The sequence below is a fragment of the Solwaraspora sp. WMMD1047 genome (assembly GCF_029626155.1).
Lineage (GTDB): Bacteria > Actinomycetota > Actinomycetes > Mycobacteriales > Micromonosporaceae > WMMD1047.
On the sequence record NZ_JARUBL010000001.1, the window covers coordinates 4,080,477 to 4,098,306 of the forward strand.

General features: G+C 73.6%; 15 protein-coding genes and 2 pseudogenes. 7 read left to right on the top strand and 10 right to left on the bottom strand.

Annotated features, from left to right (window positions below; all coding sequences use genetic code 11):
• Positions 1-34: 34 nt before the first annotated feature.
• Complete coding sequence (locus O7627_RS18555; RefSeq protein WP_278094785.1) at positions 35-1,162, bottom strand: glycosyltransferase family 2 protein; 1,128 nt, start codon at positions 1,160-1,162, stop codon at positions 35-37.
• Positions 1,163-1,361: 199 nt separating this feature from the next.
• Here O7627_RS18555 and O7627_RS18560 point away from each other — a divergent pair, with 199 nt between their 5' ends.
• Entirely contained in the window at positions 1,362-1,631 is a 270-nt protein-coding gene (locus O7627_RS18560) for a DUF2795 domain-containing protein (RefSeq protein ID WP_278094786.1), read from the top strand.
• 86 nt (positions 1,632-1,717) lie between these two features.
• The gene (locus O7627_RS18565) at positions 1,718-2,314 is read left to right on the top strand and encodes a DUF1345 domain-containing protein (protein WP_278094787.1); all 597 of its coding nucleotides are present in this window, start codon (positions 1,718-1,720) and stop codon (positions 2,312-2,314) included.
• A gap of 238 nt (positions 2,315-2,552) precedes the next feature.
• Here the strand turns inward: O7627_RS18565 and O7627_RS18570 are convergent, their stop codons facing one another.
• The 7 genes and pseudogenes from O7627_RS18570 to O7627_RS18600 all read right to left on the bottom strand — a co-directional run bounded on the left by O7627_RS18570 (position 2,553) and on the right by O7627_RS18600 (position 10,411).
• Positions 2,553-3,515 (bottom strand): pirin family protein, encoded by a 963-nt coding sequence (locus tag O7627_RS18570; protein ID WP_278098323.1) that lies wholly within the window; start codon positions 3,513-3,515, stop codon positions 2,553-2,555.
• Between the two features lie 72 nt (positions 3,516-3,587).
• Positions 3,588-5,183, bottom strand: coding sequence for a benzoylformate decarboxylase (mdlC, locus tag O7627_RS18575; RefSeq protein WP_278094788.1), 1,596 nt, complete (start codon positions 5,181-5,183; stop codon positions 3,588-3,590).
• A gap of 192 nt (positions 5,184-5,375) precedes the next feature.
• The gene (locus O7627_RS18580; protein ID WP_278094789.1) at positions 5,376-5,642 is read right to left on the bottom strand and encodes a LuxR C-terminal-related transcriptional regulator; all 267 of its coding nucleotides are present in this window, start codon (positions 5,640-5,642) and stop codon (positions 5,376-5,378) included.
• Between the two features lie 19 nt (positions 5,643-5,661).
• Positions 5,662-6,006 (bottom strand): annotated as a pseudogene (locus O7627_RS18585) (ATP-binding cassette domain-containing protein); the annotation flags it as partial.
• Positions 6,007-6,125: 119 nt separating this feature from the next.
• Positions 6,126-6,878 carry an ErmE/ErmH/ErmO/ErmR family 23S rRNA (adenine(2058)-N(6))-methyltransferase gene (gene erm / locus O7627_RS18590; protein WP_278094790.1) on the bottom strand — a complete coding sequence of 251 codons (753 nt, stop codon included), beginning with the start codon at positions 6,876-6,878 and terminating at the stop codon, positions 6,126-6,128.
• Between the two features lie 606 nt (positions 6,879-7,484).
• On the bottom strand, positions 7,485-8,444 hold the full coding sequence (locus tag O7627_RS18595; protein WP_278094791.1) for an FAD-dependent oxidoreductase: 960 nt from the start codon (positions 8,442-8,444) through the stop codon (positions 7,485-7,487).
• A 101-nt stretch (positions 8,445-8,545) separates the two neighbouring features.
• Entirely contained in the window at positions 8,546-10,411 is a 1,866-nt protein-coding gene (locus tag O7627_RS18600; protein ID WP_278094792.1) for a Xaa-Pro dipeptidyl-peptidase, read from the bottom strand.
• A 364-nt stretch (positions 10,412-10,775) separates the two neighbouring features.
• Between O7627_RS18600 and O7627_RS18605 the strand changes: the two genes are divergently transcribed.
• From O7627_RS18605 to O7627_RS18615, 3 genes are all read left to right on the top strand, one after another.
• Positions 10,776-11,927, top strand: coding sequence for a hypothetical protein (locus tag O7627_RS18605; RefSeq protein ID WP_278094793.1), 1,152 nt, complete (start codon positions 10,776-10,778; stop codon positions 11,925-11,927).
• A 9-nt stretch (positions 11,928-11,936) separates the two neighbouring features.
• The gene (locus O7627_RS18610; RefSeq protein WP_278094794.1) at positions 11,937-12,152 is read left to right on the top strand and encodes a BBE domain-containing protein; all 216 of its coding nucleotides are present in this window, start codon (positions 11,937-11,939) and stop codon (positions 12,150-12,152) included.
• 196 nt (positions 12,153-12,348) lie between these two features.
• Positions 12,349-13,251 carry a YcnI family protein gene (locus O7627_RS18615; RefSeq protein ID WP_278094795.1) on the top strand — a complete coding sequence of 301 codons (903 nt, stop codon included), beginning with the start codon at positions 12,349-12,351 and terminating at the stop codon, positions 13,249-13,251.
• 93 nt (positions 13,252-13,344) lie between these two features.
• Here O7627_RS18615 and O7627_RS18620 read toward each other — a convergent pair.
• Positions 13,345-13,860 (bottom strand): annotated as a pseudogene (locus O7627_RS18620) (snapalysin family zinc-dependent metalloprotease); the annotation flags it as partial.
• 367 nt (positions 13,861-14,227) lie between these two features.
• Between O7627_RS18620 and O7627_RS18625 the strand changes: the two are divergent.
• Positions 14,228-15,283 (top strand): LacI family DNA-binding transcriptional regulator, encoded by a 1,056-nt coding sequence (locus O7627_RS18625; protein ID WP_278094797.1) that lies wholly within the window; start codon positions 14,228-14,230, stop codon positions 15,281-15,283.
• Positions 15,284-15,310: 27 nt separating this feature from the next.
• Entirely contained in the window at positions 15,311-17,416 is a 2,106-nt protein-coding gene (locus tag O7627_RS18630) for a DUF2264 domain-containing protein (protein ID WP_278094798.1), read from the top strand.
• 28 nt (positions 17,417-17,444) lie between these two features.
• Here the strand turns inward: O7627_RS18630 and O7627_RS18635 are convergent, their stop codons facing one another.
• Positions 17,445-17,816, bottom strand: coding sequence for a VOC family protein (locus tag O7627_RS18635; protein ID WP_278094799.1), 372 nt, complete (start codon positions 17,814-17,816; stop codon positions 17,445-17,447).
• Positions 17,817-17,830 lie beyond the last annotated feature (14 nt).

Sequence of the window (17,830 nt, forward strand, 5' to 3'; positions counted from 1 at the left end):
GTCGGTACAAGCTGCGGTGCCGCCCTGGGCCGGCTCAGCGCACCCGGGCCGGGACCTGCCCGACCGGGGTGGCGGCCGGTGGCCGTCGGCCGATCCGGGCGAGTCCGCCGCCCACCTGCCAGGCCGTCATCAGGGTTTCGAAGAGACGATAGGCGCCGACCGCCACCAGCCGTTGCTTGACCCCGTCGTTGCCGGGCGGCGCCGGGCAGCCGCCCGGCGGTAGGTACCGGTGGTACTGCCGGGTCAGCGTGGCGAAGAACTCCCGGCGCCGGGCGCTCGGCACCCGACTGCGGTGGCCGAGGACCTGGAAGCAGTGCCAGATCATCCGCTGGAAGATCAGTACCCGCAGCGGGTCGTACTCGCCGGGTCGTCCGTCCATGAACTCGAAGACCCGGCGCCACTGGTCGAATACCTCGAAGTGCCGGTCGCTCACCGTCTGGGTGATCGCCCCGGCGGCGCGCTGCCGGTAGGCGTAACAGTCCCGGTCGAGCAGGCTGATCCGCTCGGCGGCCAGCATCACCGGTACGACGAACGCGACGTCCTCGTACCAGCCGGGGCCGAACCGCAGCCCGGTGCCGGCCAGGAACTCCCGGCGGATCACCTTGTTGCAGGCGATCCAGAGCACGTCGAGCAGGCCGGGCTGCTCGACGAAGGTGAAGGTGTCCGGCAGGTCGGCGCCGGCCGCGGTGACCCGGTGGGGTTCGGCCCGGCCGTCCGGGTACACCCGGGAGTACCCGGTGACGAGCAGGTCCGGCGCCGTCGCCAGCAGGCGGTCGGCGACCGCCGCCAGGGTCCCGTCGGGCAGCCAGTCGTCGCTGTCGACGCACCACAGGTAGCGACCGGTGGCCCGGCCGATGCCGACGTTGCGGGCGGCGCCGAGCCCGCCGTTGCGGTCGAGGCTGACCACCCGCAGCTGCGGGTGGCGGTCGGCGTACCAGGCCAGGATCTTGGCCGACCCGTCGTCGGAGGCGTCGTCGACCGCGATCACCTCCAGTTCCCCCGCCACCCGACCGGTGTACGCCTGGGCGAAGATCGAGTCGAGGCAGCGTTCGAGGTACTCCTCGACCCGGTACACCGGGACGATCAGGCTCAACAGGGTCATCCCCAGCCCCTCCGCGTCGATCTTCGGGCCATCCGCGTCGGTCCGGCCGTCGCACAGCATCCGAGCGCCGGATGAAACGAGGGGTAGCGAAGTATCAACGGAAGATGACGACGGAGGAAACGCCCGTGGTTCGGCGGGCCGGCCCCGCCGGTTCGGGACCCGGATCCGACGGCCGCCGTGACGACTGGTTGCGGCGCGAGGGGGTATGCGGTGCCGGCCCAATCAGCACCGGCCGGCAGTGGCGAGGAGTGGCGATTCCATGGTGAGCGACGCGGACGTACTGCGGCATCTGTCAGCGGCCGACTACCCGGCCCACCGGGACGACCTGGTACGCACGGCGGAGCGGGCCGGCGCCCCACCCGACGTGCTACGCGCCCTGCGGGCGATGCCTCCGGTGGAGTACGGCAACTCCGGCGAGGTGGCCCGCTCCGCCCGGACCGCCGCGGCACCCGAGGAGACCCCGGCCGCCGCCGCCGCGAAGGCCCGGAACCGCCACCAGCGCGTCGCCCAGCACCTGCGCGGGATCTGACCGGCGATGACCGCCGGTCCGGGCGATCGTTGACCGGGTGGCGGACGCGGGGAGAACCCGCGCCGTCCGCCATCCAACTGGCCGCGATGGCCGGCGTCGGCGTCTGCGCCGGCCTGCTGGTCGCGGCGGTCAGCTCCCCGGCCCTCGGCCCGCTGGCGGGCTGGGACGCCGCCGCGCTTGTCTACCTGGTCTGGGTCTGGCGCACGATCTGGCCGCTGACCGCCGAGCAGACCGCACGGCTGGCGGTCCGGGCGGACCCGAACCGCGCGCTGCGCGACGCGCTGCTGCTGGCCGCCTGCCTGGCGAGCCTGGTGGGGGTGGGGCTGGTCCTGGCGACCGCCGGTTCGATCCGGGGCCGGTCCGAGCAGGTGCACGTCGGGCTGGGCATCCTCAGTGTGCTGATCTCGTGGACGGTGATCCACACCGTCTTTACAACCCGGTATGCCCGGCTCTACTACACCGGCGCCGACGGCGGGATCGACTTCAACCAGTCGGCGCCGCCGCGCTACTCGGATTTCGCGTACGTGTCGCTGACGGTCGGGACGACGTTCCAGATCTCCGACACGAACCTGACGAGCAACGAGATGCGGGTGACGGCGCTCTTCCACGGCCTGCTGTCGTATCTGTTCGGCGCGGTCATCATCGCGGTGACCGTCAACCTGCTGGCCGGGCTGGCACCGTGACCGGACGAGATGCCCGGTCACGGCTGGCGTGACCGGAGCACCGCGTCCGACGGAGCCCCGGGCAGGCCCGTCCGAACCGGGCGGGCGAGCCGGGTGGCCCTCCCGGCCCGAACCGGACCGGCGTGCCACCCCGATCCTACGATCCGATATCGACCGGATAGCTAGATACCCAGCAATTGTGGGCAAAGGCACGCCATCTAATCGCGCCAAAGGCGGACTTCGTGGTAAAAGCGGCAGGTCAGCCCGGGCCGTTTCCGTGCCGGTCGCGCGCCTTGAGCCGGGTCGTCGGCATCGGCGGCGCCGGCAGCCGATCCGCCGGATCCTCGGTGACGGCACCGAACCGCCGGCCGGCCATCCAGTCGGACCGCGCCTCGACGATCTCCTCGTGCGACCGGCCGACGAAGTTCCACCACATCACCAGCGGCTCGTCGAACGGCTCGCCGCCCAGCAGCGCGAGCCGGGCATCGGTCAGCCCGCGAAGCCCGACCTCGCGGCGCCCCGGCCCGAGATGCAGCAGTGATCCCGGCGTCAGGCGGACCCCGGCCACCTCGGCGGAGCCGGACATCACCAACACGCCGTGCTCGAATCCGACCGCCAGCGGCAGCCGGGCCACGCCACCGTCGGCCGGCAGCCGCACCTCGGCGCCGACCAGCGGGGTGTGCACGACGGCCGGCGAGGACGCCCCGGCCAGCTCGCCGACCAGCACCGTCGCGGTCAGGTCCGCGTCCCCCACCACCGGCAGGTCGGCGTGGTGGGCGAACCGGGGCGGGCCGAGCCGGGCCGCGTCCGGCATCGCGACCCACAACTGGAGCCCGTGCACCACCGGCGGGTGGTCGGGTGGGGACTGCTCCGAGTGGGCGATCCCCCGCCCGGCCGTCATCACATTGAGCTGCCCCGGCCGGATCGACTGCCGGTTGCCGAGACTGTCCCGGTGCAGGATCTCCCCCTCGACCAGCCAGGTGACGGTCTGCAGGCCGGTGTGCGGATGCGGAGGAATCTGCATACCCGGCCGACCGGCGACGTCGTCGGGCCCGAAATGGTCCACGAAGCACCACGCGCCGATCATGCGCCGCCGGCGCTGCGGCAGCAGCCGGCGAACGGTGGTGTAGCGGCCCAGCGGCACGTCGTGCCCGGCGAGCAGGACGCTCGTGGGTTCGGCGGGGGTCGGATCCGGACCGTCGGCCCGGTCGGGGGGCACGATCCGGCCCGGCGTCGGTTCCGCGTCGGTCACGGACCGACTCTACCCAGGCCGGTGAACGCCGCCGGGACGGTGTCACAGCAGGGCCGGCACCTCGGTGCTGATCGGCACCGCCAGCACGGTCGGGCCGTCGGCCCGCAACCCCGCGGCCAGGGCGTCCGGCAGGTCGGCCACGGCCGCCACCGTCGCCGCCCCGCAGCCGAACCCGCGGGCGATGGCGGGGATGTCCAGGCCCGGCAGGTCCAGGCCGGGCACGCCGGGGGTCCGCTTCAGGCGCGCGAACGCCTTCAGGATCGCGTACTGCTGATTGACCAGCACCAGGAAGACCACCGGCAGGGACAGTTGGGCGGCGGTCCAGAGCGCCTGTACCGAATACTGGAACGAGCCGTCACCGATCACCGCCACCACCGGCCGGTTCCGGCCGCTGTCCCGCTCGGCCAGGGCGATGCCGACCGCGGCGGGCAGCCCGTACCCGAGGCCGCCGCTGGCGCTGGCGAAATAGGAGCCCGGGCGGTTGACCCGGAGCTGGCGCCGCAGCGCTGACAGGCTCGACGGCGCCTCCTGGACCAGGATCGCGTCGGCTGGCCAGGCGCTGGCGAGCACCGCGAAGAACGCGTCCGGCGACGGTGGTGTGCCCGGTTCCGGGACCGGGGTGGCCGGGCGGGCGGGCGGCCCGGGCCGGTGCGCCACCGGCAGCAGCCCGGCCAGCGCGGTGCAGGTCAGCTCCGGATCGGCGACCAGGCTGTCCCCGACCGGCGCCCGGGCAGCCTCGTCCGGATCGTCGGTGACGTGCAGCAGCCGGGCGCCGACCGGCAGGTAGTCCCCCGGGAGGTACGGGTAGTACCGGAACACCGGCGCGCCGACCACCAGCACCACGTCGTGTCCGCGCAGTCGCTCGGCCAACGGTCCGATCGCGAACGGCAGGAAGCCCTGGAACTGCCGGTGGCTTTCCGGAAAGCCGACCCGCTCGGACGCCGGGGCCGACCAGACCGGCGCCCGCAGCCGTTCGGCCAGCGCCACCGCGGCCGGCCAACCGCCGCCGCGGTCCAGGCCGCCGCCGGTGACCAGGACCGGGTTCCGGCTGGCCGCCAGGGCCTCGGCGAACTCGCGCAGCCGTTGCGGGTCCGGCGCGTACCGGGTGCTCAGCGAGCGCAGCGCCGGCACCCCGGCCGCGGGTTGGCTCCAGTCGTCCAGCGGCAGGGAGAGCAGCACCGGCCCGGTCGGCGGCTGCACCGCGGTGGCGTAGGCGCGCATCAGCGCGGCGGGAATGTCCTGAGCCCGGACCGGCTCGTAGGCCCACTTGACGTACGGCTGGGCCAGCTCGGTCGCCCGCACGCTGGTCAGCCGCGGCTCGATCAGCAGCATCTCCCGGCTCTGCTGACCGGCGGTGACGATCAGCGGGGTCTTGTTGTGCCAGGCGGTCACCAGTCCGCCCATCCCGTTGCCGACGCCCGGCGCGGTGTGCAGGTTGACGTGCACCGGCCGGTTGCTGGCCTGGGCGTAACCGTCGGCCATCGCGACCGCCGAGGCCTCCTGCAGGGCGAGCACGTAGGTGAAGTCGGCCGGGAAGTCGCCGAGGAACGGCTCCTCGGTCGAACCCGGGTTGCCGAAGACGGTGGTCAACCGGAGCGCGCGAAGCAGGTCGTAGGTGATGTCCCGTACCGTCGCCATGGCCGCCCCCGCCGTGTCCCCCGCCGCCGGTTGCCCCCGCGCGGTCGCCCCTTCATCCGATCAAATCGGCGGGGCCGGCAGGCCGGATTCTCCCGTTCCGTCCGGCCGCGTTCCGTCCGGCCGCGATCCGACCGGCCGCGATCCGACCGGCCGTGGTCCGCCGAGGGTCAGCCAGGGTCCGGCCGCCGGCGGTCAGATCCAGCCGTACCGGCGGGCGATGCGGGCCGCCTCGTGCCGGTTGGCGGCACCGACCTTCGCCACCGCCGAGGAGAGGTAGTTGCGGACGGTGCCGGGCGACAGCGCTGCCCGCTCGGCGATCTCGTCGACCGGGGCGCCGTCGGCGGCCAACTCCAGGACGTCCGCCTCGCGGGGCGTCAGCGGGCTGTCCCCGGCGCTTATCGCCTCCGCCGCAAGCTGCGGGTCGACGTAGCGGCCGCCCCGATGCACGGTACGGACCACCTCGGTGAGCCCACATCCGGGCCGTCTCGGCCACGGTGAGGTCGGCCGGGAAGCCGCCCTCCTGCAGCATCACGCCGGTGCGGGGCCGGACCAGCGCCCGTTCCCGGTACGGGTCGTGACCGAGCACCCGGACCGTGCCGGCGGCCGGCCGGGCCAACCCCTCGACCAGTTCCAGGGTCGAGGTCTTGCCGGCCCCGTTCGTGCCGAGCAGGGCGAAGAGCTCACCGCGGCCGACCGAGAACGAGACGCCCCGCACCGCCTCGTACCCGGTCCGCCCGCCGTACCGCCGGATCAGGTCGGCGACCTCGATGACCGCGTCCCGCTCCCCCGCGGCCCGCCGATCCGTCACCACGTCCGTTGTCATGCTCCCATCCTGGAAGCCGCCGGCCGGGCCGGGCAGTGCCAACCCTCACCGGTACGGGTGCCGCCGTCACCGGTCGGCCATGACGAATGTCATGGCCGACCGACCCGACGGCGTCGGGATCAGCGCCTTCCGTGCACGGCGCGGAACAGGGCGATCCACTGCTCCGGCCAGACCTGCCCGACCACCGTCTCCGGCGACACCCGGCAGGACCGCAACGCCGCCTCGACCCGGCGCCGATCGTGTCCGCGACACAGCGAGGCCCGCAGCGAACCGCCGACTCCGCTGAACCCCAGCGCCACGAACCGCTCGTACGCGGCCAGTTCGCGGTCGCCGAGCGCCGGCACGGCCCGGCGGCTCAGGCGCAGGATCGCGGCGTCCACCCGGGGCGCGGGGTGGAACCGGTGCCGGGGGATGCGCCCGGCCAGTCGCCAGTCGAACAGCGGCCAGGTCTGCACCGTGCGCATGCTCCACCGTCCGTAGTCGCCGCACCGCTTGCGGGCGTACTCCAGCTGGGTCACCAGGGTGGCCGCGGTGAGCCGCGGCGCGGCCAGGCACCACTCGACGATGCGGGTGGTCGAGGCGTACGGGATGTTGCCCACCACCGCGAACGGCTCGTCCGGTGGGCGGCTGGCCAGGAAGTCCCCCGCCAGGACCCGGACCGAGGGGTCGGCCCGCGACTCGGCGGCGAGCCGGGCCGCCAGGTCCGGGTCGACCTCGTACGCGACCAGGGCGCGGCAGGCGCGGGCCAGCGGCCGGGTCAGGCTCCCCCGGCCGGCCCCGACCTCGATGATCAGGTCGTCCGGACCGGGTCGCGCGGCGCGGACGATCTCGGCGATGATCGCGGGGTCGCGCAGGAAGTTCTGCCCCAGCACTCGCCGGCTCCGGTCCTGCCCGGTCCGCGGGGATCGTCGTGCCTCGGGCCGTGGCTGGTCGGCCCGCTGATGGTGCCCCGAACGGTCGGGCCGTCCGGGTCGATCTGGTCTCTGGTGTCGTGGCACAGCCTTGTCCTCCCGCCCGGCTCGGCGAGCCGGGAACGGGACAGGCGACACGAGGTGCCCGTGGCCTGTCCTGATGATCTGGACGCGGGTGACCTTGGGCGTGCGGGCGCGGCGGACCGCACCCGGAGGGCGTCCGGGCACGTGGCGATGGCGTACGGACGGACCCGGCTCGGGGTGCGGTGCGCTTACGAAGGCTGGGACCCGGGCCACGACGTCGTGGTCGACGGCCCACGCGACGGGCGCGTGGGTCCCGGTGGCCCGGCGGGTGGTGAGCCTGCCCTAGCCGGCCAAGGTCTGGCGGCCGGCCCGGGGGCGGACGACGAGTTGCGGTGCCCAGCCGGCGGAGCACATCCCGGTCAGGGATGCGCCGATCAGGGCGTGGAAGGTGCCCGACATGGCGTCGACCCTAGCCGGGCCGGTCTCGCCTGGCGACCGATTATCCGTCGGCGTCCCGGCCGGCGGCGATCAGCGGCGGCCCGGTCACCCGGCGCGTACCGCGGCCGCGACGTCGCGGGCGCACCCCCAGGAGAGCGTCACGCCGGCCCCGCCGTGACCGTAGTTGCTGATCACCCTGGTCCCGTCCAACACCTCGGTCTCCACCCGGGGCCGCGGGCAGGCCGGTCGCAGCCCCACCCGGTGGTCGATCACCCGGGCGTCCCGCAGCCGCGGTTCGATGGCCGCGCACCGGGCGATGATCCCGGCCGCGATCGCCGGATCCGGCTCGCGGCTCCACACTCCGTACTGGGCGCTGCCGCCCAGCACCACCGTGTCGATGTGCGGGTAGAAATGCACCAGCTCCGGCGAGTCGCCGGTGTCCTCCGAGAAGAACTCGGTGATGCCGGGATTCTCCACCACCACGAGCTGGCCGCGGATCGGCGTCAGGTTCGAGTCGGGGACCAGCTCGTACGCGCCGATGCCGGCACAGTTGACCACCACCGGAGCCATCGCGGTGGCCTCCCGCAGCGCGGCTATCCGCCGGATCTCGATGAACCCCCCGGCACTGACCAGCCGCTTCTCCAGGTAGCTGAGGTAGGTCGGCATGTCGACAAGCGGCACGGTGAATCGCCAGCCGACCCGGAAACCGGCCGGCAGTTCGGCGGGGACGCAGATCCGGAACCCGTCGAGTTGCCGGCCCCAGTCCGGCGGTTCCACCGGGGTCCGGGACGCCTCGATACCCGACACGATCCGAACCCCGGTCTCCGGCAGCAGGGCGAGCTCCCGCAGCACGGCCAGGGTCTGTCCACTCCAGACGGCTACCCGGTCGACGTGCTCGACCAGGTACGGACCCCACAGTGCACCGGCGGCCACCGAGGTGGTGGCCTGCGGCTGCTCGGCCGTCCAGATGCCCACCCGCAGACCCTCCTCGGCGAGCAGCACCGCGGTGGTGAGGCCGGAGACACCGGCACCGACCACCAGGACATCCAGATCAGTACGGTCCACGACTCGACCGTAATGTGAGGAGGGCGAGCGGGCGAGTGAGCTTCCCGATACAGAGAGGAATATTCGCGACGGGTGCCGACCCCGGCATGGTGGCCATCCGCTCAGCGACCCAACGCCGCCGCGCCACCGACGATCGGCAGCCGCACCTCGCTGAACGACGGCGTGACGGTCAGCCGGGTGCCGCCGAGCGGGAGCAGGGTGTACTCCTGGTCGCTGGAGAAGACCACCAGGCCGATCCGGCTGCCCGACCGGAACACGTGGTCCTTCGGTTCCAGCGTCCAGCGCAGGTCGTAGGCGTGGCCGGGCCGGACCGGTCGACTGTTGGCCAGGCCGAACCGGTTCTGGGGATCAAGCCAGCCCCGGGTCACCACGACCGGATCGGCGGCGGTTCCGGGTGGGCCGTACTCGACCAGGTAGGCCGTGACGTTGGCCGCGGTCCGGTTGTCCACCGACAGTCGCAGCACCACCTCCGGCCGGCCGGAGAGCCGCGCCTCGGCGGCGAGCGGCGGCGTCCGGTAGACGAGTCGGTTCGGGCTGGCCTGATCCGGATCCGCCACCAGCTCGTCGGGCGGGATGGTCCGGCCCTCGTCGACCAGGCTCTGGGTGGTGCCGGTACGCGGTCGCCGAACCGGCACCAGATCGCCCGGCGCGGTGGCAGTGGTCGCCGAGAGCCGCAGCGCGACGTCCCGGGCAGCCGGGTCCGGCCAGTCCCGGTAGCTGCGGTAGCCGCGGTCCTCCCGCTGCACCACCGCCGTCGGTTCGGCCATGATCCCGTTGTCCACGTTCCACAGCCAGTGGTCGAACCAGCGGTGCTCGGTCTGCTTGTAGGTCCAGGTCCGGCCGTCCGGCAGGGTCACCGCGGCGGCATTGCCCGGCCCGCCGTGCCCGCCCTGGTGCAGCCAGATCTTGCGGTCCACGCCGTGCCGGGCGAGTTCGTCCCACCAACCCGCGAAGTTCTCCGTCTTGACGTTCCAGTCCTGCAGCCCGTGGACCAGGAACACGCTGGCCCGCACCCGACGCGCGTCCACGTAGTCACGGTCGCGCCAGAACCGCGTGTAGTCACCGGTGACCCGGTCCTGTTCCGCCGTCAGGCGGTCCAGCTCGTCTCGGCACCGTCCCTGCGCCCGGGTCCGACCGGCCGTGAACTTCGCCAGCACGTCGGCGTCCTCGCCCTGGTAGGTGCCGGGAGCCACCACCAGGCCGTGCGCCCGGTAGTAGTCGTACCAGCTGCTGATCGCGGCGATCGGCACGATCGTGCGCAGTCCGGTGACCCCGGTGGTGGCCACCATGTTCGGCAGGGTTCCGTTGTAGGAGACGCCGATCATGCCGACGGCACCGGTGGTCCAGCTCGCGGTGACCGGTGCGCCGGCGGCGTCGTAGCCCATCGCCCGCCCGTTGAGCCAGTCGATCACCGCCTTGGTGCCGAGGGTCTCCGCCATGTCGCCGGAGGTGGGGCAGCCGTCCGAGTCACCGGTGCCGATGCTCTGGCCGAGCACCACCGCGTAACCACGCGGCACGTAGTAGTCGTCCAGGCTGCCGGGCAGGTTCGCGACGCCGCGCGCGTTCGACGATCGGGCGGACCTGGCCGAGCCGGCCCCCACCCCCGACTGGGGCAACTCGTCGACCAGCACGCTCGGGTACGGCACGTCCCCCCAGACGTCCTTGCGGTACGGACTGTGCTCGAAGATGACCGGCACCTTCAGTCCGTCGGTCGCCGTCGCGCCCGGCCGGCTGATGTCGATCGCCACCCGGTCGGGGACACCGTCGTGGTCGGTGTCGAGTCCGGTCTGCACCCACACCCGTTCCTCGATCGCCTCGGCGAGCGGGAAGACCGGCTGGGTCAGCCCGTCGCGGACCACGATGCCCGGTGGATCGGCCGCGGCGACCGCCGGTGCTACCGGAACCATGATGGTCAGCAGGCCGGTGACTCCGGCGACGATCGACATGACGGGACCGAGACTCGGCATCCGACGCTCCCTTCGCGGCTCGCGCCGTCGGCACCGGCGGTGGCCGGACCGACCCGGCGCGTCGCCGAAGTCGTTGCGTGAGCACCGGTTCGCGGCGCCGCACACGGAAGTTCCATCCGATCGGCGCCCATCATGGACCGACACCGTTCGATCGCCCATGGTAGATCGGATACCGATGACAGTCGATCCCGAACGGCGCCGACCAGCCCCATCAGCCGATCTGGACGACCGGACAGTTGGCGAGAAGGACTACCCGGAGGTAGCTTGACGCCCAACATCAACAACACTGTCGTCTGCATCGCGGCCGCTACGGGGCCGCCCGCGTGCCCCGACAGCCGTCATCCAGGAGAGGTTCCGTATCCCGGTGAGTTCTTACACCATCACGATCGCCCCGGACGATCAGACCCGGGCCACCACCACCCTGCGGGTCGAGGTGGGCGAGTCCACCGCCCGCATCACCGAACTGCTGGTCCGCGCCGGCGCCGGCGGCGGGCTGTCGGCGGGTCAACTACCCGCCGTGGACCTGGACCAGTTGCTGCGCGCCATCGCCCCCGGCACCGCCTCCTCCGCGCTCTCCGGACAGCCCGATCCGGCATCGACGCCCGCTCCCGAGGTGTTGGAGGGCGGCCCCGAACCGGCCCCGCTGCCCGACCCGGCTCCGGCGTCGGTCGATCAGGTCGACGTGTCCACATCAGAGTCTCCCGCGGCCGCACCGGAGCCGGCGGTCCCGGACCAGCCCGCCGCGGCGCCCGACGGCCCGTCCGAAGCGGTGACCACGGCGCGCGCCGCCAGGCGGCCCAGCACGAGGAAGTCCACGGTCGACACCCCCGCGACCAGTACGACCGCGCTCCGGAAGGCCGCAGCCGGCACCACGACAGCCGACCGGAAGACAGCCAACCGAACGACGGCCAAGGCGACGGCCGCCAAGGCGGCAACTCCCCGGAAGGCCACGGCCAAGAAGACCACGGCCAAGAAGACCACGGCCAAGAAGACCACCGCTCCGGCCGCCACCGCCGCGACGACGACGACGGCCGAAGGTGCGGCGCGCCGGCCACGGAAGACCACCGCCAAGGCGACAACGCCTCGGAAGACCACCACGAAGGCGAAGGCGAAGGCGACCGGGCAGACCAGGTCCAGGAAGAGCACTGCGACCGCGGCCACGCCGAGGACGACCGCCGTCAAGAAGGCGGTGGCCAAGAAGACGACAGCCAAGAAGACGACAGCCAAGAAGGCCGCCCGCGGGACGACCACGGCTGCGGCGGCGTCTCCCAGGACGGTGACGGCCAGGAAGTCGGCAACCGCCAAGCCGGCGGGCGGCACGAAGGTGACGACCGGGGCCGGCGGGCAGCGGAAGGTGGCCGGCCGGTCCTACCGCCGCAGCCCTGCCGATCTGGCACAGGTGCTGGGCCGGACCGATTCGGTGAGCGCTGTCGCCGCGCACTACGGCGTACCCCGGCACACCGCCTCCAGCTGGGTACGGACGCTGCGCGTCAACGAGGCCAAGCGCGACGCCTGAACCAGGCGGGTGAGCCGAGCCCCGGCGCCCCGGAGCGGCTCGCCGTTCCGGGGCGCCGGGGGCGTCCCGGCCGCCGAGCTGGCTCCGGCCGAGGCCGTCCGCCGCGCCTACCCGGCGCACACCTACCAGCGGCTGACCAGATTCAAGAAGGCGTACGACCCGCGGAACCTCTTCCGGATCAATCACAACCTGCCGCCCGGTCCGCGATATTCAAGATCAAATTGAACCTTTCCGGCCCACCGGCCGAACTACCTGCTGGGGGCCGGGAAGCTGGGCCGTGGCGCGCCGGCCGGGAGGGGTCGGCCGGCGGGTGGCGACCGGCGGCGCGCGGCTTCGGCCCGGGGTCGGTTACCGTGCCGGCAGGGCGCGGACCGGATCGCCGCCGGCCGGTCGGGCCGGTGGCGGAAAGGGAGGACTCGTGGTGGAGCGCAGGACGTACAGGTCGATCCTCGGCAGCGCACGGACGGCACTCGTCGTCCTCGCGACCGGATTCGCCGTCGCGGTCGGGGCGGCGCCCGCCTCGGCCGATGTGACGGTCGACCCGGTCCAGGCGATCCAGGGCGACCCGGCCCGGCTGACCTTCCGGGTCACCGAGGACCGGCCGGGAGCGCACACCACCAGAATCCAGCTCCGGATGCCGGACAGCCTGCCGGTCGCGGAGACCTGGCCGATGTCGGTGCCGGACTGGGCGCCGCAGATCACCATGCGCACCCTCGACGAGCCGCTGCCGGGCCTGCACCACGGCCAGACCGGGGAGGTGGTCGCGGCGATCACCTGGATCCGGGCCACTCCGCCCGGCGACAACCCCGGTCCGGCCGAACTCAGCATCTCCCTCGGCCCGATGCCGCAGCAGGCCGACCAGATGGTCTTCACGGTGGTGCAGACGTACTCGGACGGGTTCGTGGCCAACTGGGACGGGGTCGCCGGCGCGGACGGCGCCCGACCGGAGCGGCCCGCCGCGGTGGTGCGACTGGTGGCGCCGCCGGTCGCCCCGCCGCCGGCCGGTCAGGGCGACCAGGCCGACCAGGCCGATCCGGCCGGCGCCGGTCAGGACGACGGCGGGCTGAGCCTGCTCGACATCGGCCTGGCCGGCGCCCTGCTGCTCGGGCTCGGGATCGCCGGTTGGTACCTGTTCCGCGACCGGTGGGGGGTCGCCGACCTGCCGGCCGACGACGCCCCATCCACCGACCAACCCGGTGCGGACCAGCCCCCGACGGCCGACACCAGTTCCGACCAGGCCGCGGGTCAGACCGACTCCGACCAGGCCAAGTCCGACCGGGCCGACTCCGACCCCGTCAAGGCCGGACCGGCCGCGGCCGGGTAGCCGCGGGCTACCGCAGGTCAGGCGGTCCGGCCGCGGTCAGCGACCGGTCCAGGTGTACGCGGTGCCGCCCGCCGCGCCGATCGTGGCGGGCACCCGGGAGCCGGCGAAGTTGCGGTCCACCTGGGCCGCCTCGGCGGCGCTCGGGTACGCGTTGGTGCAGGAGACCGGGGCGCTGCTGCCCGACATCAGGTCGGAGCAGAGGCCGGTCCGCCGGTCCGGCAGGCCGAGCAGGTGCCCGAACTCGTGGGTGGCGATCCGGGTCCGGTGGTAGCCCTGGTTCACCGCCTGCCAGCCCATGTAGATCCGCCCGGAACCGAGCCCGTTGACGTACGCCCGCGGCCAGCCGTTGTCGACGTAGATGACGATGGTGGCGGGCGAGCCGGCCTGCAGCCGGACGTTGCTCACCCGGCTGTTCCAGATCTGCGCGGCCTGGGTGAAGTTGGTGGTGAACTCGCCGGCCCGGCTGGCGTCGTAGTAGATGGTCCGGGCGGCGATCGAGACGTCGTCCGGGGCGACCGGCGCGGCGTTGGCCGCCTGGACCCCGACCAGCGACATGGCGACCGCGAGGATGCCCGCGGCGGCGGTACGCAGGAGGTGCCGTCTGTACATCAGTGCTCCTTATGGGAGGCAGGACGAGAGCACGACACTCTCGATCGATGTTCGCTAATGTAACGATGGTCGGACGGCGCGTCGCATAGCAATTGCCTCATACTTATTTCGAGCACTACCCGTCATATCCGTCAGGCCGTGCACGACCGGCCGCGACCACGCGCGACCCGCAGCGGGCCGCGGCCGTAACCCCTCGGCAAAGGCGCCGAAACGCAAACCGCGCCGGGCTTGACCGCGCCGCCCCGAAAGCGGGACGGTCAGCGGCGGTGCGGCATGGTAGCGCTAACCTGAACTGCAGTGATCGGCGCGGCGGGTGTGCCGGCGGTAGGCGGTGGCGGCGGTAATCGGCGTGCCGGCGGAGGAACCAGTGACCACATCACCCCAGACCAATCGGCCGGCAGTGATGACCGACGTCGCCCGGCTGGCCGGCGTGTCGCACCAGACGGTCTCCCGGGTGATCAACGACCATCCCCGGGTCCGGGCCGAGACCCGGGAACGGGTGCTGCGGGCGATGGCCGAGCTCAGCTACCGGCCCAACGCGATGGCCCGGGGCCTGGCCAGCCGCCGCTCCCGGGTCCTCGGCGTGGTCAGTTTCGACACCATCCTCTTCGGCCCCGCCTCGACGCTGCTCGGCATCGAGCGGGCCGCCCGCGCCGCCGGCTATGGGGTCAGCATCGTCGCCCTGGAACGGGTGGACCGCAAGGGCGTGCTCGCCGCCGTGCAGGCCCTCGACGGGCAGGGCGTGGACGGTGTGATCATCATCGCGCCGCAGATGGCCGCCGCCGCCGCGCTGCACAGCCTGCCCCGCGGCATGGCGGCGGTCGCGGTCGAGGCGGGCCAGGACAGCGGCCTGCCCTCGGTCTCGGTCGACCAGATCGCCGGTGCCCGGCTCGCCGTCCGGCACCTGCTGGAACAGGGACACCAGACCGTCTGGCACATCTCCGGCCCGTCGGACTGGCTGGAGGCCCGGGACCGCATCGAGGGCTGGCGGCAGACCCTGGAGGAGGCCGGCGCGGTCGTCCCGCCGATCATCTCCGGTGACTGGAGCGCCCGGTCCGGCTACGTCGCCGGCACCGCCCTGGCCGGCAACCCAGACGTCACCGCCGTCTTCGCCGGCAACGACCAGATGGCTCTCGGCCTGCTGCGGGCGCTGCACGAGCGGGGCGTCCGGGTGCCGCAGGACATCAGTGTGGTGGCCTTCGACGACATCCCCGAGGCGGAGTTCATGCTGCCGCCGCTGACTACCGTCCGGCAGGACTTCGACGAGGTGGGCCGCCGCAGCATGGCCACCCTGTTGCGGCTGCTGGACACCACCGAGGCGGCCGGCGGCAACGCGGCCGAGGCCGCCGCCGCTCTCGCCCCCGCCGTGCCGGTCGAGCCGATCCTGGTGCTGCGGTCCAGCACCGCGCCGCCGACCCGGTAGACCGGCCGGACGGATCGGGGGCCGCAGGTGCCGCAGGGTCGACCCACCGGCCGGCAGCCGGCCGAGGACCGGCGGCTGTCGCCGTACACCGGTTGGACCCGCGCGCACTGGACGGCCGCCGTCGACGCCACGTTGGCCGCCACCCGCCGGTACGCCTCCCCCGGGCACGCGCAGCTCCGGCTGCCCGGTCCGACAAGCGTCTCCGGCCCGGCCAGCGACGGGCTGGAGGGCTTCGCCCGTACCTTCCTCGCCGCCGGTTTCCGGCTCGCCGGGTGCGGATCCGCCGCCGACGACGGCCTGGCCCAGTGGTACGCCGACGGCCTCGCCGCCGGCGTCGACCCCGCCGGGTCCGAACGCTGGCCCCGGGTCAACGAGATACCCCAGGCCCGGGTGGAGGCCGCCTCGATCGTGCTGGCCCTGCACGAGTCCCGCCGGTTGATCTGGGACCGGCTCGACGACCGGGTCCGCGAGCGGCTGGTGGAGTGGCTGGCCGAGGTGATAGGTCAGCGCTACCCGGCCTGCAACTGGCTCTGGTTCCAGAATCTCGTGCACGCGTTCCTGCGTTCGGTGGGCGGCCCGTGGTCGGCCGAGGAGGTGGAGCGCAACATCGCGACGATGGAGACCTGGTATCTCGGCGACGGCTGGTACACCGACGGCCGCGAGGGCCGGGCGACCGGCCGCAACTTCGACTGGTACGCCGGCTGGGCGATGAACTTCTACCCGCTCTGGTACTGCCGGATCGCCGGTGACCGGGTCGATCCCGCCCTGCCGGCGCGCTACCGGGACCGGCTGGGCCGATACCTGAGCACCGCCCAGCACCTGTTCGCACCGGACGGGCCGCCGCTGCACCAGGGCCGGTCGTTGACCTACCGGTACGCCGCCCTGGCCCCGCTCTGGGCCGGCGCGATCTTCGACGCCGGACCGGTGCCACCGGGGCGGCTACGCCGGTTGGCCAGCGGGGTGCTGCGCCACTTCCGCGCCGCCGGCGCCCGCGATCCCGCCGGGCTGGAGCCGATCGGCTGGTACGGCGCCTTCGACCCGATCCGGCAGCCGTATAGCGGGGCCGGCTCGCCCTACTGGTCCAGCAAGGCGTTCGCCGGTCTGGTGCTGCCCCCGGAACATCCGGTGTGGGCGGCGACCGAGGAGCCGATGGCGGTCGAGCTCGGCGACGTCGCGGTCTGCCTGCGGACGCCGGGGTGGCTGGTCTCCGCGACCCGCGCCGACGGGATCGTCCGGGTGGTCAACCACGGCACCGACCACGGCGCCGACGAACTGCTCGGCCTCGACGACCCGGGGTACGCCCGGCATGCCTTCAGCACCCACACCGGTCCCGGCTACGACGACGGGTCCCGCCGGTCGCCGCTGGACAACCACGTCGCCCTGATCGGCCCCGACGGGGTCGCCTCGCACCGGCAGCCGTTGACCCCGCTCGGCGTGCGCGGGCGGGTCGGGGTCTCCCGGCACCGGGCGCACTGGCCGGTCGGGCCGCTGCCACCGCGGGATCGCTGGCCGCCGGAGCCGGTCGACTTCGCGCCCGGGCCGTGGCTGACCACCGCGTCGGTGTTACGCGGGGCGGTGGAGATCCGGTTGGCCCGCATCGACCCGGCCGGCGACGCGGGCGGCGACCCGGGCGGCGACGGCATCGGCCGCGCTGGGACAACCGGCGGACCCACCGCCGGCCGGGAACCGGCAGTCGGTGGGCCGGCCGCGACGGCCGCTGGCGCTGCCGACGCCGGCGGTTGGCGGCTGCGCGTGGGCGGGCACCCGGTCGCCGACGACGCCGGCCCGCCGCGGGTCGTGCGGCGCGGGGCGGTGGCCCGCTGCCGGCGGCCGGACGGGCTGACCAGCACGGTGGTCGGCCTGCGACGGTTGCCGATCGCCGGCGTCGCCGAGGGGTCGGGCGGCGACGCGTTCGGGCGGCATGCGGCGACCCCGTTCGTCACCAGCGAACCGGCGGACGCGGTGCCGTTCGGCGAGGTGTTCGCCGCCGCGGTGGTGCTCGCCGGGGCCGGTTGGCCGGGCCGGCTCCCGACCGTGACCGTGACGGTGACCGGAGACGGGGCCAGCCTGGTCCGGATCGACTGGCCGGACGGCGAACGCGACGACGTGCCGCTTCCGGCGCCGCCCCGCTGAGCCGCCGCGACCGCCCGTCAGACCCGGGTCAGGCCGACGCCCACACGCCCAGTTCGTTGCCGCTCGGGTCGGTGAAGTGGAACCGCCGTCCGCCGGGGAAGTCGTACGGACCGGCCACCACCACGCCGCCGGCCGTCCGCACCGCCTCGACCGACCGGTCCAGGTCGGCCGAGTAGAGCAGGACCAGCGGGCCGCCCGGCCTGACCTGCTGGTCCTCGCGCAGTCCACCCACCTCGGCGGTGTCTCCCCCCGACGTCCGGATGCCGGCGTACGCCGGCCCGTAGTCGGTGAACGCCCAGTCGAACGCCTCGGCGTAGAACCGCTTGGCGGCGCCGATGTCGGTGACGGTCAGCTCGACGTAGTCGATGGCGTGGTGCCGGTGGTGGGTCGTCGCTGTCATGCCCGGCATCATCC

What these genes read in the sequence shown, in the direction of transcription:
- O7627_RS18555 (WP_278094785.1), bottom strand. Translation starts at nt 1,162, where the DNA reads ATGCTGTGCGACGGCCGGACCGACGCGGATGGCCCGAAGATCGACGCG.
- O7627_RS18560 (WP_278094786.1), top strand. Translation starts at nt 1,362, where the DNA reads ATGGTGAGCGACGCGGACGTACTGCGGCATCTGTCAGCGGCCGACTAC.
- O7627_RS18565 (WP_278094787.1), top strand. Translation starts at nt 1,718, where the DNA reads ATGGCCGGCGTCGGCGTCTGCGCCGGCCTGCTGGTCGCGGCGGTCAGC.
- mdlC (WP_278094788.1), bottom strand. Translation starts at nt 5,183, where the DNA reads ATGGCGACGGTACGGGACATCACCTACGACCTGCTTCGCGCGCTCCGG.
- O7627_RS18600 (WP_278094792.1), bottom strand. Translation starts at nt 10,411, where the DNA reads ATGCCGAGTCTCGGTCCCGTCATGTCGATCGTCGCCGGAGTCACCGGC.
- O7627_RS18635 (WP_278094799.1), bottom strand. Translation starts at nt 17,816, where the DNA reads ATGACAGCGACGACCCACCACCGGCACCACGCCATCGACTACGTCGAG.